This window comes from Algoriphagus yeomjeoni, from assembly GCF_003259505.1.
GTDB classification, from domain to species: Bacteria; Bacteroidota; Bacteroidia; order Cytophagales; family Cyclobacteriaceae; genus Algoriphagus; species Algoriphagus yeomjeoni.
Genome location: NZ_QLLK01000001.1, coordinates 1 through 16,108 on the forward strand (window position 1 = coordinate 1; position 16,108 = coordinate 16,108).

At 39.9% G+C, this 16,108-nt stretch carries 12 protein-coding genes; 3 read left to right on the forward strand and 9 right to left on the reverse strand.

Features of this window, described 5'->3' with window-relative positions:
• From LV83_RS00005 to LV83_RS00020, 4 genes are all read right to left on the reverse strand, one after another.
• A partial coding sequence (locus LV83_RS00005; protein ID WP_394335791.1) for a hypothetical protein occupies positions 1-330 on the reverse strand: 330 nt, incomplete at its 3' end.
• A gap of 336 nt (positions 331-666) precedes the next feature.
• Positions 667-3,123: a CehA/McbA family metallohydrolase gene (locus tag LV83_RS00010; protein ID WP_111609477.1), complete on the reverse strand. Its 2,457-nt coding sequence runs from the start codon at positions 3,121-3,123 to the stop codon at positions 667-669.
• A 100-nt stretch (positions 3,124-3,223) separates the two neighbouring features.
• The gene (locus LV83_RS00015) at positions 3,224-3,682 is read right to left on the reverse strand and encodes a DUF4440 domain-containing protein (RefSeq protein WP_245946953.1); all 459 of its coding nucleotides are present in this window, start codon (positions 3,680-3,682) and stop codon (positions 3,224-3,226) included.
• 7 nt (positions 3,683-3,689) lie between these two features.
• Entirely contained in the window at positions 3,690-4,226 is a 537-nt protein-coding gene (locus tag LV83_RS00020; RefSeq protein ID WP_111609478.1) for a DsrE family protein, read from the reverse strand.
• Positions 4,227-4,548: 322 nt separating this feature from the next.
• Between LV83_RS00020 and LV83_RS00025 the strand changes: the two genes are divergently transcribed.
• The 3 genes from LV83_RS00025 (at position 4,549) to LV83_RS00035 (ending at position 7,679) form a co-directional block, all read left to right on the forward strand.
• Entirely contained in the window at positions 4,549-5,853 is a 1,305-nt protein-coding gene (locus tag LV83_RS00025; protein WP_111609479.1) for a sulfatase-like hydrolase/transferase, read from the forward strand.
• A gap of 59 nt (positions 5,854-5,912) precedes the next feature.
• Positions 5,913-6,707, forward strand: a complete 795-nt coding sequence (locus tag LV83_RS00030; RefSeq protein WP_111609480.1) for an alpha/beta hydrolase — start codon at positions 5,913-5,915, stop codon at positions 6,705-6,707.
• Between the two features lie 141 nt (positions 6,708-6,848).
• Complete coding sequence (locus LV83_RS00035; RefSeq protein ID WP_245946955.1) at positions 6,849-7,679, forward strand: serine hydrolase; 831 nt, start codon at positions 6,849-6,851, stop codon at positions 7,677-7,679.
• A 90-nt stretch (positions 7,680-7,769) separates the two neighbouring features.
• On the opposite strand, the gene LV83_RS00040 is transcribed toward LV83_RS00035, so the two are convergent.
• The 5 genes from LV83_RS00040 to LV83_RS00060 all read right to left on the reverse strand — a co-directional run bounded on the left by LV83_RS00040 (position 7,770) and on the right by LV83_RS00060 (position 16,104).
• Positions 7,770-8,783 carry a response regulator gene (locus LV83_RS00040; RefSeq protein ID WP_111609481.1) on the reverse strand — a complete coding sequence of 338 codons (1,014 nt, stop codon included), beginning with the start codon at positions 8,781-8,783 and terminating at the stop codon, positions 7,770-7,772.
• Positions 8,783-9,220 carry a response regulator gene (locus tag LV83_RS00045; protein ID WP_245946957.1) on the reverse strand — a complete coding sequence of 146 codons (438 nt, stop codon included), beginning with the start codon at positions 9,218-9,220 and terminating at the stop codon, positions 8,783-8,785. The genes LV83_RS00040 and LV83_RS00045 overlap by 1 nt, the downstream gene beginning before the upstream one ends.
• On the reverse strand, positions 9,201-11,561 hold the full coding sequence (locus LV83_RS00050; protein ID WP_111609482.1) for a PAS domain-containing protein: 2,361 nt from the start codon (positions 11,559-11,561) through the stop codon (positions 9,201-9,203). The genes LV83_RS00045 and LV83_RS00050 overlap by 20 nt, the downstream gene beginning before the upstream one ends.
• Positions 11,558-14,656, reverse strand: a complete 3,099-nt coding sequence (locus LV83_RS00055) for a PAS domain-containing protein (protein WP_111609483.1) — start codon at positions 14,654-14,656, stop codon at positions 11,558-11,560. The genes LV83_RS00050 and LV83_RS00055 overlap by 4 nt, the downstream gene beginning before the upstream one ends.
• Positions 14,657-14,955: 299 nt before the next feature.
• Positions 14,956-16,104 (reverse strand): aldose epimerase family protein, encoded by a 1,149-nt coding sequence (locus LV83_RS00060; protein WP_111609484.1) that lies wholly within the window; start codon positions 16,102-16,104, stop codon positions 14,956-14,958.
• Positions 16,105-16,108 lie beyond the last annotated feature (4 nt).

The following is a 16,108-nucleotide window of genomic DNA, read 5'->3' on the forward strand; positions in this document are numbered from 1 at the left end:
AGTTGCAGGTCCGGAAGTGATGGCATAGGTTACGTCCACCACAAAATCTGTTTCCGTGTTGTATGCATAGTAGCTGACCGATTTGGTGTTTTTGCCAACCGTTAGGCTAGTCATGTCGGAAATAGGATAGTTTACACCTCCCGGTTCAATACAATCCCCTTCACAGGATCCAGATACTATCCTCATGTTTGCATTTAGCAAATCGCTGTCACTAGTGTTCGCAAGAAATTCAGTACTGACTCCTTGATCGGGTTGCATGTCAGTCATACTTTCCGTTCCACAGGAGGCGAAGAATAGGAGCGCAAGGAATGGTGCTATGAGCTTTTTCATGGTTTTTGAATTGGGTTAAGAAAATAAATTAAAAATTCACTTCAGAAGTTAAAAAGCTCAGAGGTTTAGATTAGGTGATTTAGGACCAAAGACATGAAACAGTTCCCCAAAAGGGTAGATTTTTTTTCGAGGGAAGTGATCTTATCTAAATTTTGGGTGGGACTTTTTTCTAAATCAACTATTTCAGATTAGTTAATACAGGGGTTGTACACCATCATTCTACCCACACCGCTATGAAGGGAGAATAATGATGTTACAATTCAGTTCATCAGCACCGCCGTACTTGAATTTGAAAGCATCCTCTTCTGCTTAATTCGACTGACCTGAAACGTTTATCTACTTCATCATTTCCCTCAATCTTTTCCTCGCTTCTTCAAAGCGGGTCATCATCCGATTCATTTCAACAGAACCATAAGCCTTTCGGGCAATTCTTTCCGAGGCATCAATAGCCCGGATAAGATCCGCTGCAGCAGCCTTGCGGGAATCGGGGTCTGTACTACCAACTGCCTCGATCCATATCGGAGAACTATGAGCAAATGGCCTGGCATGCATATTTGGCCATGAATCTTTAAGAAGCTTACTGGCATAGGCGCGCATTGCTACCCAGCCTCCACTAGGCAGGTTTACTTGCCCTTTGAATGTTCGCGTTTCTCCTGCCATGATTCCAGTAAACGTTTCAACAACGATTCCATTGACTACAAGCTCCACTACGTCGATGTCGTTGGTTCCGGCCAATGTGGCTTGCCATTCATGCTGACCACTAGATACAACATCACCTGGTTTTGCATCTTCACCCAATTCAAAAAGCAATGCCGGGCCTGTCGTCACAAATCCTCTACCTGCCATGGCTGCCTCAAGCACTGCGTCGGAAGAAATCTCTCTTCCATCCAATCGAACGTAATTACGGCCAGTACCTACTGCCATGGTGCGATGGAAATCAAACCACATGTCTGTTCCGGACATCGCCGCCACAGGTCTTCCAATGTTGAGCAGACGATACCAGACCTGACTATTTCCCAAAGGGCTGGTCCAAGCGCAGACCATTTCCAGACCGATTCGGTCGGCTAAAACGGCATCAGAGATAAGTTCGATTGGAATGGGACCTTGATCAAGTTGCTCGAAGGGATCTGAATCTATCGAGATAGGATGCACATAAGTGGTAAAAGCCCCAGTCAGGTCAGCATAGTCGATCACTTCTCCATTGGTCCGATCAGGGTCGCCAAGAGTTGGATTATTTGGTCCCCAAAACCAAGGTGCATAAGGTTGCTCGACACCAAGTAAGCTCACATGACCATGAAAGTGAGATCGAACCTCTTGACTTTGTGTTACAATTCGACCATTCTCTGTAGTTTCCACTCCTATAAGTGGAGCATCAATCCTTCTTTCCCAGCGATTCCAAGACATAGGTGCAACTAAGTCGAGATCCTCTCCAGCTAAATTGCGAAGTGCATTTTGATGGGTGGATGGCAGATGACCGTCTCCGTTTAAATGCACGTGGTGATCCGCAGATACGTATCCTGCAGCACTGGCATTCCAAATTGGCTTGAGGGAGAGTTTAACTTCAGAAACTTTATTTTCCCCTACCAAAACCTTCGCCTCTACTTTTTGTGTCATTGGTCCCTGCACTGCTGTTACTGTATAGATTCCAGCAGGAAGGCTAAACTGAGATTCATTTTCCAAATAAAAATAATGACGCCCGGTTTGCGGATCGACGTAGGTAGCGTCCTCGTGGTATGCAACTGGATATCCATCTTCTCTAGTAATAGAAACCCGCGCAGTGATGGGCTTCCCCACTTCATCGCTCATCTTAATACTCAGGATACCGCTGGCTTCTCCTAGTTCCCAATTAGAAATCCTCACTTCCTCAGGGCTACCTCCATAGGTAGGAATTTGCATAATGCGATATTGACGATTTTCATCTAGTTCTGTGAAATAGACAGTATTCCCATCTGCACTGAATGCTGGAGAAATAGCAAATGGATCACCTTCGGTAATTCGATGATGAACCCTTGGGTTGTCAAGGTCCATAGTCCAGAGATGGTAGGCATTGTCAATGGGTGCACTGTATACAATGAGACGTTGAATAGGGTGAGCATCAGCTGTTAAGTGGTAAACCAAGGTTTGTGTAAGCGCAATAGAATCTGTCCCCGACTGAAAGTCTCTGATTCGAAGTACCCGATTAGCACCACGTCCATGAAGGTAAATCATACTATTTCCCTTAGCTAAGCTCCGGGGATTTCGTTCCACTTGAGCCAAATCTGTGAGTTGCTTGTCCTCCCCTGTGGCAAGATTATTTTGCCGAAGGTTAATCGATCCGCTAATGCCTGAAGAGTAATAGAGTATTTCACCATCCGCAGAAAACTCTGGGTCTAGTTCGATTGCTTCCGTGTCTATCCTTGTTTCAGTTCCGCTTGCTAGTTCCAATACAATGATTGCAGTATTGCTTCCTTCATCACGAACGAAAGCGAGCTTATCGCCATTTGGTGACCAGCGTGGTCGGGAATCTATTCCTGGGCCTTCGGTCAATCTGACTGCGGTCCTTGTTTCTAGATTCAGATTCCATATCCATCCTCGTGCAGCAAATGCCAGATGGATACCATCAGGTGCGGGCGCAGGGTCAGTTGGGCCGTGGGCTAGCACGGGAAGCTCATGTTCCTCTAAGTAAACGTGGTGTCCAAAATCATCGAGCTTGGAGTAGTGATTAGTCCACTGTGCTGTAGCGACATTTAACGTTAAAAGTTGTGCTAAAAATGAAAATATTACGATAGCTACTTTGTGAATTTGGTTTCGCATTTTGAATTGATTTCAGGTCGATAAATTCGGGTTTGTTTTTTCAAATAATGAAATGACTTAATGGCCGTATCTTTCTATTTAACTATTAATTTATGATCATTTAGTCATTTGGTAAAGTCACAAATAATTGTGACTGAATCAGCCAAGTTCCTGATTTTTTTGTCCATTGAGCTGCATATTTTCCACCAACTACGGGAATGATAGCACCTTCTGTATAGCCTTCCCAAGTGCCTTCCTCCCAAGCCAACTGTGCTTCGGGGTTTACAATTACATCATTAGCTGTTCGGACCCAATACATTCTCGGTCCTTTGGCATTTTTGATATATTCTATCAATTCGGCTTTTCCAGAAAGTAAGGTGCCAGCACCAGTAGTGATCAATACATCATCTGTCATAAACGTATTATTTAGCACCTCATCAAAGTTCTTTAGTGCTTTGTTTGACGCTTCTCGCTGGGCGTGGATTTGTTTGATTTCCGATTCTTGACCGTACAAATTCGACTGCAGAAGAAGTAAAGCCAGTAGAGGACTGAAAAGAGCTAGGGTCCTTATTCTCATCATAGATCTCTTAAAGTGCAAAAAGCAGGTATCCTTTATTCATCAAATCCGTGGTTGCAGTAAATCTTGAAACTGCCATTTCCACAGTTGGGTGGATCATTTCAGGGACTAGATTCTGCTTCATCATAGATTGTCCACAGACGATAACGCGAATACCAACCCTTTCGAGCTCATCCAAAAGTCCAGAGTTTGGATTAGCTACTTCGAAACGTTTTTTATATTCCTCATTACTCATGGTAATCGGCGTGGAGCCGGCAAAAACAACAAATACCATATCAATGTTTTCTTTAGGGATACCTCCGTAGATATGGACATTATACATCTTAGCAGCATAATCCAAATATCCGGCGAGCTCCTTTTTATCAGAGATAGAATTACTCAGTTCTACCACAAATTTATATTTCTGATTAGGGTCAGGTTTCAGGGTTTCAAAAGGGACTTCATTGACCCCACCATATCCTTGAATGGCAGGATAAACAATGCCTTGGGCGTTTGAAAGGCCTGCAATTGCACATATAAAAATTAGTGTAAAAAGGTATCTCTTCATAGCATAGGAGTTAGAGTTGAAATAATTAATGACTTATCGGTTTTAATCATGAGTTGAAAAACCCTTCAAAACCTCTTCAATTATCTGAATCTCACTAGGATTTCGGGTCAGCCTAGCGCATTTGCTTTAGATAGGCTTAAAGGAGTTTTGGGTTTTTTCTTTCTAAGTTATTCAAATCTAGGTGTATCTATTACTCTGTGCATCAGAATATTATTCTGTTCTTTAGCCCAGTTTCAAATCAAAAGCTAAAAAGATGATTTTATCACCCTTAGTGGTATTTAGCATATAGCTTTTTTACTTTTAAGACTATTCAGGCAAAACCATGATTAAAACCAGTTCATTTCTTCTCATTTGTTTGATTACTCTTTGTTTTTGCATGCAGACAAAGGCCCAAACTTCACCCAATATCATCCTGATAATGGCGGATGACTTGGGTTTTGAAACTTTGGGAGTAAATGGATCTGATGATTATAAAACTCCCAATTTGGATAAGCTGGCAAAGGAAGGAATGAATTTCACGCAGACATACGCCATGCCGCTATGCACTCCTTCAAGAGTGCAGATCATGACTGGTAAATACAACTTTAGAAATTACATTGGCTTTGGGTTGCTAGATCCAAATGAACTCACCTTCGCTGATTATTTGAAACAGGCAGGATATAAGACCTTCATTGCAGGTAAATGGCAGCTTTATGGCAATGAACGTCAGCAGGAATTGGCAGGAGGAAAAATAGGTTCTCTTCCGGAAGAAGCGGGATTTGATGAGTACTTCCTGTGGCAAATCAAAGAACTTGGCAGCAGGTACAAGGATCCTCGGATTAGTTCTAATTCAGGCACAGAAACCTATGAAGGGAAGTATGGACCGGATCTTTTTACCGAGCAGGTCAACCTTTTCATGGAGAGAAATAAGGACGAATCATTCTTTGTCTATTATCCGATGGCGATTACTCATGACCCATTTGTGCCAACTCCCTCAAATCCAGGCTTTGATGAATTTGATTCCAAGTCCAAGACCAATGACCCGGTTTTCTTTGGAGAAATGGTGAACTACATGGATATGCTAGTGGGTTCCATCGTCGCTAAAACCGAAGAACTTGGTATCCGCGAGAATACCTTGATTCTGTTCGTAGGAGATAATGGTACGGATAGAAAAGTAACCTCTTCTCAACATGGTAATGCTATCAAGGGAGCAAAAGGTTATACTACCACCGCAGGTACGCATGTTCCTTTCATTGCAAACTGGAAAGGAAAGATCAAGCCGGGAAGCAGTAATGATAATCTGATTGACTTCTCTGATTTTTTGCCTACTCTTCTTGAAACAGCCAATTTTCAGAATTCAGTTGGTTTAAAAACCGATGGATTGAGCTTTTATGGCCAATTACTAGGGAAAAATTCCCCGCGGAGAGACTGGATTTATTGCTACTATGCGCCGAACTGGGGAAATTTTGAAAACGCTATCTATGTACAAAATACCGAATGGAAATTGTATGGAGATGGTAGAATATACACCCTTTCAAAAGATCCTCTGGAGCAATTTCCGCTAATAAAAGAAGACCTTTCTAAGAAGGTAAACCGAAAAATCTCCTCTTTTGAAAAAGTGCTAGAGGGTTATGTAGTAACAAACTAGTGAGGCCCAACTCTTAACTTGGTGCTTAGTCTTAGGCCATACTTTTAACAAACCTAATCATGCTAAAACAAACCCTAATAGTCTTCTTTCTTTTCTTATTAAAATCTGGATTGGTTTATTCTCAAGAGGTGAGTCTCAAAATAGGAGTTAAAGAGAGTATAGGGTCCGAAATGCTGCAAGAGAGAAGGGAGTTTATAGTCAGTCTTCCCTCTGACTATGAGTCCTCCAACTTATCGTATCCGGTGCTCTATGTTCTGGACGGGAATGAAACTGCGCTTCTTGAGGCCATTGTGGTGACGCGTGATCTTGGAGTGAAAATGATCATTGTAGCCATTCCCAATACCGACCGCGACAGAGATATGATGCCTCTAAGCACGCCTACGTATGAAGTGAAGAACCCTGAAGCGAAGAACTTCCTTTCATTTATCGGCTCTGAACTTATACCCTATATCGAGAAAAAGTATCGCTCAAATGGAGAAAGAACACTACGTGGAACATCACTTAGTGGATTATTTGTGATGTATGCTATGTTGGAAAAGCCTGAATTATTCAATAATTACATTGGAAACAGTGCCGGCTGGTACGCAGATATGCAGCCTTATTTTGACAGCTTGATTGAAAAGGCATTCCAAAAAAAGGAGTTGTTTGATGGGAAGAAGGTGTTCATCGCTAATTCTTTAAATGATCCCTATGATCCGGATAAAGAAGTCCATTATGCCATGCAGCAATTCACCAAAAAAGTGAAAATGGATCTGGGAGACAGGCTCTCTTTTGAATACAAGACCTATGAGGAATATGGACATGTACCCTTTCCGAGTTTTTACGATGGCTTAAACTATACTTTAGAAAAGTAATTGCTAAACTTACCTTGAACTTACTGCCCAAATATGAATTTGAAATCCACTATGCTAAAATCATTTAACTATTTACAAATCACCTTTTTTATAGCCATTTGTTTTCTTTTTTCCTGCCAGGCTAAGGTATCCAAAAAACAAATGTTACAATCGACGATCCAAGCTCAGCTTGACTCTATTCAAGGCGATGTCGCTGTGGCTTTTATCAATCTATCAGACCCAAGTGATAGCTTATTCATTAACGCCAGCGAGGAATTTCATGCGGCCAGTACAATGAAAGTACCCGTGATGATTGAGCTTTTCAAGCAGCAAAAACAAGGGAAACTTGATCTTAATGATTCAATTCTGCTGAAAAATGAATTCCGAAGCATAGTTGATAGCAGCTTATACAGTATGGATATTGGCGTGGATAGTGATGATGCTGTTTATAACAAAATTGGTGGGAAGGTAACCCTGAAAGATCTAATGTATCCCATGATCACAGTGAGTAGCAACTTGGCAACGAATGTTTTGATCGAACTCGTAGGGGCAAAAAACGTGACGGCTACTATGCGGGATTTGGGAGCTGAAAAGATAGAAGTACTCAGAGGAGTAGAGGATCAGAAAGCCTATGACTTAGGCCTGAGCAATTCTACCACTGCCAAAGATTTGATGGTTATCATGAAAGCTATTGCAGAAGAAAAAGCTGGTACAAAACAGGATTGTGATGAAATGATCAGAATTTTGAAAGACCAGCAATTCAACGAAATCATTCCGTTTTACCTGCCAAAAGATGTGACCGTAGCACACAAAACTGGATCGATCACAGGTGTTCACCATGATGCGGGAATTGTTTATTTACCGGATGGTCGCTCCTACGTGTTGGTTTTACTTTCCAAAAATTTGGAAGATTTTGACAAAGGAACCGAGCAATTGGCAGGGATATCCAAGACAGTGTATGACCACATGATCTCACTAACGACTGAAAACTAGTGCCAATAACTACTTTATAAATGGCTGCGGGTGATTTTTGAAGGGAAGGAATAGAATTAGTTTTAGGTTTAGCGTAACTTAATTTTAGACTCATCGGTCTGAAATACTCAAAGACTTCTCATTAATATCTCTCACGATTTTATCCAACTCTAATGTGGAGTTTTTAATGTGATTCAAAAGTTCTTTTGTGCCTTCATCAACTTTATTTTCTGAAAGCTCCAGCAGGTTGACTAATCCAAGCAATCTGGCCAAGGGAGCTCTGACCACATGTGATTGAATCCATGCGATCTCCTTAAAGGCTTCATTCTGCTCCTCAATTTTCCGCAAATACTCAAGTTTATCTGTGATATCATTGACCAAGACCAAACCTGCATCTTTGTTGTTAATTTTCACTTTGGCAGGACTGATTTCTACATCAATGATTTCTCCGCTCTTTTTTATATGCCTAGTTACTCGTTGAAAAGCTGGATCCTGATTTACCCAAAAACTCACTATAGATTGTTTTAATTTTTCGGCTTCCTCCTTTGGCCGAAAATCAAAAAGAGTCATTGCTAAAAATTCGTCTCTGGAATAGCCATATTTTGAAAGTGTAGCCTCATTTACATCTAAGACTTTTAAATTTTCCAATTCATATACGATAATTGGAGAAGGGTTTAATTGGAAGAGATCGGAGAATTTTCTCCTTGATTCTTTGAGTTCAGAAATAAATTTGACTCGCTGAATATTGTAGAGTAAACTTTTGTAAAGAATTGCTGCTGTCAAATCATCTTTGAGTAAATAATCAGAAGCGCCCAAAGCCAAAGACAAGCCTCCAAATTCAAAATTAGAAAAGCCGGTTAACACTACTACGGGAATTCCTATTGCTCGCTTTATGATTTCCAATACTAATTCTTCTCCAGATTTATCAGGGAGGGAAAGATCTAGAAATACGATGTCAAATGTATGTTCATCATGTTCTAAATAAGCAGCGGCAGTTTTGAAATTTTCGGCGTGTTGGATGTTTAAATTAAGAATTGATTCAGAGAGATATTCTTCCAAAATCACAAAATCACCAAGATTGTCCTCAACTACTAGAATATGGTATTTAACTTCATCTTTTGGCATTATGTTCTTGTTTTGGAATTAAGTGTCGATAACCAAAACTCCTCAATTTTACTTACCACATTCACGTATTCATCTATTTCAACTGGCTTGATAATATAACAATAAGCTTCCAGGTTTTTTGCTTTAATATTTTCTAACTCTGAAGACGATGTGGTAAGAATTATTACGGGTATGTTTTCCAACAACGCGTTAGTTTTCATAAAATCGATCACCTCATAACCATTTATTTTGGGCAGATTAATGTCTAACAAAATCAAATCAGGTAATGTATCAGAATCCTTAATAGCCAGACCATCAAGTAAATCTATTGCTTCGGCTCCGTCTCCTAATGTATCGATTTTGTTCACCATTTTTGCATCGCTCAGGGCTTCGGTTAATAAAACGATGTCTCCTTCATTGTCCTCGACTAGCAAAATATTAATCGCTTGAATTGCCATATTCTTTTAGCGTAAAATGAAATTTAGTGCCTTTGCCTGAAGACTCTACCCAAATTTTTCCACCATGCTGGTTTATTACCTTTTTACATATCGCAAGTCCTATACCAGTTCCGGAATATTCATTTTTACCATGTAGACGACTGAATACCTTGAATACCCTATCGAAGTATGCCTCATCGATTCCTATTCCATTGTCCTCCACTGTAATTTGGGAGATGCCCCCCTCAGTTTTAGAATAAATAGAAATTATAGGCACTTTTCCCTGTTCTTGATATTTCAAAGCATTGGAAATCAAGTTAATAAAGACACTTTTGATAGGTGTTTTAATTCCTGAGATTTCGGGTAAGTCCCCCACAATCAGCTCTGCCTTTTTCTCATCAATCAAGTTCTTTTTGAGAACTATTACTTCTTCTACCAGCGTCTTGAGATTAACTCGGTCTAATTTACTCTCATCAAAACCAATACGGGAATACTCCAGCATATCGTCAATCAAGGCACTCAGTCTCTTCGCTCCGTCAACAGAGAAATTTATGTATTGAATTCCTTTTTCGTCCAAAACAGGGCTGTATTTCTTCTCCAGTAGCTTTAGAAAAGAACTAATCATCCGCAGTGGTTCTTTCATATCATGAGAAGCCATTGACGCAAAGGATTTTAGCTCCGCATTAGCAGACTGCAGATTGAGATTAGCAGTTTTGATTTCTTCTTCCCTCAATTTCTTTTCTGTGATATCTACATGGGTCCCGTACATCATCAATGGATCGCCATCTGGCGTCCAAGACAATACTTTTCCTCGATCTACTATCCAAACCCAATGCCCATTTTTATGCTTCATACGAAATTCAGCTTCATAGGAATTGGTTTTGCCCGCAAAATAGTCCTCTAATAATCTATTGGATTCTGTCAAGTCCTCAGGGTGAGAATGATCAACCCAGGTTTGAATGGAGATCGGCTCCAGCTCTGCCAGCGAGTACCCAAGGATATTTGCCCAGGTTTCATTGTAGGTAGCCTCACCAGTCTGCACATTCCATTCCCAGGTGCCAGCATGCGTCCCCTCAATTACATTAGAAAGCCTCTGCTTTTGATTGGCTAAGTCTAGTTCCGCCTCCTTCCTTTTAGTCACATTTTGAGTGGCTCCTATCATCCTGATGGCTTTGCCAAACTTATTGCGAATAATCAATGCATTATCGGTGACATAAACTATATCCCCATTGGCTTTTTGAAATCTGAATTCTTGGTACCATTTATCACCATCTCCCAAAAGTGTTTCTTCTAAATTCCGCTCAACAATCGGTAGGTCGTCCGGATGAATTTTTGATTTCCAAAACTCATCCTTATTGGTTTCTTGATTACTTGAATACCCAAGTAGTTCGTCGAAGTTGTCACTACGAAAAGTATATCTTTCCACCAAGTCCCAATCCCAAATCATTTCAGAAGTTGCTCTTGTGGCCAGTTTAAATCGCTGATTACTGAGCCTGAGTTTACGGGTAGTCTCCCTGACTTTTTTTGCAAGTTTTTTCGGTTGGTTCGCTAAGTTATAGATTAAGTAGCCAAGCATTATAGCAAGCAGTAGGCGCACAACTAAGACAAAACTGATGGAACTAAGCGTCTTGCTTGAGTTGAGCTGAACTTGAATAACCCAATTTCCTTGAGGGATTTCAATTTCTTTTAAAGGACCCTCAGCAACCGTAAAGTCACTGGACAGTAACGAGCTACTAGCAGTATCCGAAGGGAAATGTTTGAATAGGTCGACTGTAAATTCCGGGTTGTTTTGAAACCCTTTGAAAACTTTATTTATAAATTTTTGCCAATCGATTATAGCTACAGCAAATCCTGTAAATTCATCCCCTATAAATAGTGGCTGACGAGCCAAAATGCCTTTTCCTCCTTGTCTAAGGTTAATCGGGCCGGCAAAGAAGAGTTGCCTTTTTTCTATGGCAAGGGCAGCTTCTTTGGCCGCCGTAGAGTCGGCTAAAATATCAAAGCCAATGACTGATTCATTTCCCACTAGCGGGTAAGTAGCCACGATGACTCCGCTGTCCAGGTATTGTATTTGATCAATTAAATCAACATTATCTATGATATTCTTACCAATTTCATTGAAGTTTTGATCAACCTTATTCGTTTGAAGCAAAAAAGCCAAAATACCTACTGAGGTATTAGCAGTATAAATCACCTCCTCTATTCTGTTTTCAATCAGTTCCGCTGCCTGGGATACTTTATTGGTTTCTTCGATTTGGTTTAATTGATATTCTTTTAATGTAAGAAATAACCCAACTCCCAAGGATAGTATAAATGCAACGCACCCTAGAAGTATCGGGAATTTATAAATCACCTTTTTCATACAGCAGGAGGTTTTTTAAGAGTGAACCTGAAATTAGTCCCTTGGCCGAGGGTTGATTCTACCCAGATTCTTCCTTGGTGAAGTTCTACTATTTTCTTACCGATAGCTAGCCCAATACCTGTACCAGAGTAGGTTCCTTTTATGTGCAACCGTTGAAAAATTACAAAGATCTTTTCCAGGTATTGTTTTTCTATTCCAATACCGTTGTCTCTGATCGAAAACTCCCATTCACTTGCTTTTTCAATGCAAGAAACCCAGATTTCTGCCTTTTGCCCTTGTGGCTGATATTTGATCGCATTAGAGATCAAATTTTGAAATAACTGAACCAAGGTGTTTTTGTGCCCATAGACCCTAGGAAGCGGATCAATATGAAAAACAGGTCTCGCTTTATCAATATTTTTCTTCAAAAAAAGCAGAGAGGTTTCTAGCAATTCTTTTGACTCAACCCATGATTTGGTTTCTTTGACACTATCTAGTTTAGAGAATTCCAGCAGGTCTAAAATGATCTCACGCATTCTTTTTGCGCCATCTATTGCAAAGTGAATGTATTGCTTACCTTTTTCATCTAGGACAGCATCGTAGCGCTTTTCGATCAACCCCATAAAACTGGTGATCATCCGAAGAGGTTCTTGCAAGTCATGGGAAGCAACATATGCAAACTGCTCCAGCTCCTGGTTAGAAAGTGCAAGTTCGTGATTTGCTTTTTTAAGGTTTTCGTTGAGAGTTTGCAGTGAGTTTTCGTATTCTTTTCTATCACTTATATCTTGAATAGCACCAACTATTCTGACTGCCTTTCCTTTTTTGTTTCTAATGATGATAGACATTTCATTTACAAAAGCATAACTACCATTATACTTCCTAAAACGATATTCTCCTGACCAATATTTCTGAGATAAATCCTGCCTCGCGTTTTGTATACTGGTTTCAATTCTCTCGAAATCATCCGGATGAATAGCGTTTGACCATAGATCTCCAGAAGCCTGATTTTGATTTTCGGGATAGCCAAATAGTCTATTGAACCCCTGACCCAAAAAGACAGTGTCATTCTCCAAATCCCAGTCCCAAATTGCGTCTGAAATTGCCTCCGAAACAAGGGTAAATCGATCATTGCTGACTTTCAACGCTTGCTCCGCCAAATAACGCTCGGTATCATCTGACACCGTGGAAATCATCAGATTCAAGTCTGGAACAGGAATATTTTTTGCATTTATTATTCTTTCTCGACCATCTTTTGTGTTGATAAATATGCCTTCCCAAGACATTCTATCTGGATCCTCACTAGTAATGTCTTCAAGTATCTTTGTTTTAATCCAGTTGCGATATTCTGGATTCGGATAGACATTAGTAAAGAAATCATCTACATTGAGTAGTTCGGACTTTGGCCATCCATAAATATCCGAAAAAGCTTTATTCATGTAAGTAGCCTCACCATCACTGATTTTGTTCACTGCTATTCCTAACGGGACATTGTTAAGGGTAGATTCGATAAAAAAATTTCTATCCTTGAGCTCAAGTTCAATTTCCTTCTCTTTGGTTATTTCCTGAGCCGTTCCTCTGAATAAAACTATTTCTCCATTTTCATCTTGAATGGCTTCCCCTTTTTCATGAATGTATTTGAATCTATTTCCTTCTAAAATAATTCTATACACAAAATCCAATTTCTTTTCCTTGGACAAAGCCCTATTCATATGATATAAAAATGTATTCTGGTCCTCGGGATGTATTGACTGAAAGAAAAACTCATGATTTATAATTTGAGCATTCTTATTTATCTCCCATATTTTATACATTTCATCGGACCAAAAAACTTGCTTGGTTTTCAAATCACTCTCCCAGTAACCTATATTAGATATTTCTTGGCCTTTGAGAAGTTGCTTGTTTTGCTCTTTTATTTTTTCTGAAGCGGATCTTTTTTCAGTAACATCTCTAGAAAAGCAAGCTAACCCTACGATCTCGCCATCAACTTCTATTGGTGTTATTTTAGTTTCAAAAAATATAGGGGATTCATTACTACCTAAACTTACTTTTTCTTCAGAATGTATGACATTTCCTTGTAGTGCCTTCTGATAATTTTTCTTCCAGTATTTTATTTCCTCATTTAAAAACAGCTCTTGCGAGAAAATGGAGTCGCCTGGCTTAATTTCCCATCCTTTTGTGTTTTTAAGGTGTTTCAAAAACGTATCATTACCACTGACTAGCTTGAAATCTCTATCCAGGCTCCAGATTAAATCAGGTGAGGAGTTAAGAATAGTATGAATTCTGAATTTCTCCTGAGCTCCCTTTTTTTTCAGTTCTACCAGTTCTGTTATATCACGGGCTATCCCAAATACCTGATTGCTGTCTTCTTTTAAATTCCCAGACCAATTAAAGTAGAGCAGCCCTCCGTTTGAGTCAATTAATCTAATTTCAAAGTTTCTGACTTTCTCCCCTTTTAAAACACTTTCAAAAGCCCTGTTGGTCTTTTCCAAATCAGGTGGATACAAAAAATCAACAAATTTCTTTCCTACTAACTCTGTCTTTGAATACCCTAAGGTTTCCATTACACTTTCAGAAACTTTCGCTATGAGTCCATCGGCATCAAATAAAAAAATCAGATCAATTGAATAGTCTAATATATTACCCAGTTCGCTGGAGATGGCTGCATGCTGGCTTTCTCTACCTTTGAGATTAGTAATATCTTTAGAGGTCCCAAGTAAGAAATGAGGCTTCCCTTCGATGTCATATTGGACGACCCCTTCAGAGACTACATACCTAATTTCTCCTGAAGGCCATATAATTCTTTTTTCCAGTTGGTATGGCTTCCCTTGTTCTATGCTGTTTTCAAAAGCTTTTTCAGCAAGAATTTTATCCTCTGGATGTATGATAGAAAGCCCAAGGTCGGTGCTTGGAGGATTCCTTGTGCGATCCAACCCACAGATCTTATAAAATTGATCTGACCATTGATTTTCTCCTGTTTGTAAATTGGCTTTCCAAAACCCAACTCCAGATATATTCTCAATTACTTCAAATAACTCTTTGCCACTTTCACTCAAATTCATGTGAGAAAATGCAGTAGGGCTTACAGAATTGGAGTTTTCTTTTTTTGAGCTAGGCATGCTAGGAAAGTTTCAAAAGAAATATAATCCTTTTCTATGGTTTGTTTAAATTTTAAACCACAGATGGGTTCAGAAAAATATAAATAAAAAACAGTCTATTAGGTCTTTTAGCCCAAAGAATGATTTTGTTCTAGTTATATTCTAATTAAACCTTGACAAATTACCATTATGTGTTTTGAGTGATTCATTTATAATTAATACCCCTATCAACTGCAATTAGATTTTTCTTTTGTAAAAATAAAGAACCTTGCACATTCCGCTAGCTAGTGGAATATGCAAGGTTCTAGATAGAATGGGTTTTATTTTAGTCCAAACTTATAAATACATGTCTGCTCGTACTTTTCTCCCGGCTCCAAAATCGTAGAAGGGAAATTCGGTTGATTTGGAGAATCTGGATAATGCTGAGTTTCCAGACAAAATGCCGACCGCTGCTCATAGACTTTTCCACCTTTTCCTGTGATCGTGCCATCTAGGAAGTTACCGCTGTAGAACTGGATCGCAGGCTCAGTTGTCCACACTTCCATTTCTATTCCCGTCAGTGGAGAGGAGATCACGGCGGCCTGTGTCAAGCTATTTCCAGTTTTGTCCAGTACCCAGTTGTGGTCGTACCCGCCACCAAATTTCAACTGCTCATTTTCATTTTCGATTCGCTCACCTATTAGTGTAGGAGTAGTAAAATCAAAAGGAGTTCCTATCACCGAAGGAACTTCACCAGTGGGGATCAACACCTCGTTCACCGGGGTGTATTTGCTGGCATTCAGCTGTAGTGTATGATTCAGAACTGTCCCGTTACCCGCACCATTTAGATTAAAGAAGGAGTGATGAGTCAAGTTTACCGGCGTGGCTTTGTCAGTTTCGGCCTCATAAGTCACCTTAAATTCATTGTCATCAGTGAGTGTGTAGATCATCTTCACTTTCAGCTCTCCAGGGAAGCCTTCTTCTCCATCCGGCGAAGTATAACTGAAGATCAATGCATTTTCTCCAGACTTTTCCACATCCCAAATCACAAAGTCCATTCCTCCAGGACCACCATGTAATGTCTGTCCGTTATTATTCTGAGGCAAGGTATATTCCTCACCATTTAACGTAAATTTCCCATCGGCAATGCGATTACCATATCGGCCAATCGCTGCTCCAAAGTACTTTTCGCTGCTTTCTAAATAGCCGTCCAAGGTCTCAAATCCGAGTACCACGTCCACCGGATTTCCGTCTTTATCAGGAACCCAAAGATGGGTTACACGTGCTCCAAAATTGGTGACTTTCATTTTAATGCCATTGGCATTTTTGATCTCGTATGTTTCCACTTTTTTATCTTGAAATGTAGTGCCAAATATCTGTTCTAGTAAAGTATCTTCTACTTTGGTTTCTTCTTTTGGTTTGCTCTCGCAACTGTAAAGTAAAACCCCCAGCGCTATTGCACCAAAGGTTTTGTTGAAATGATTTTTCATTGGG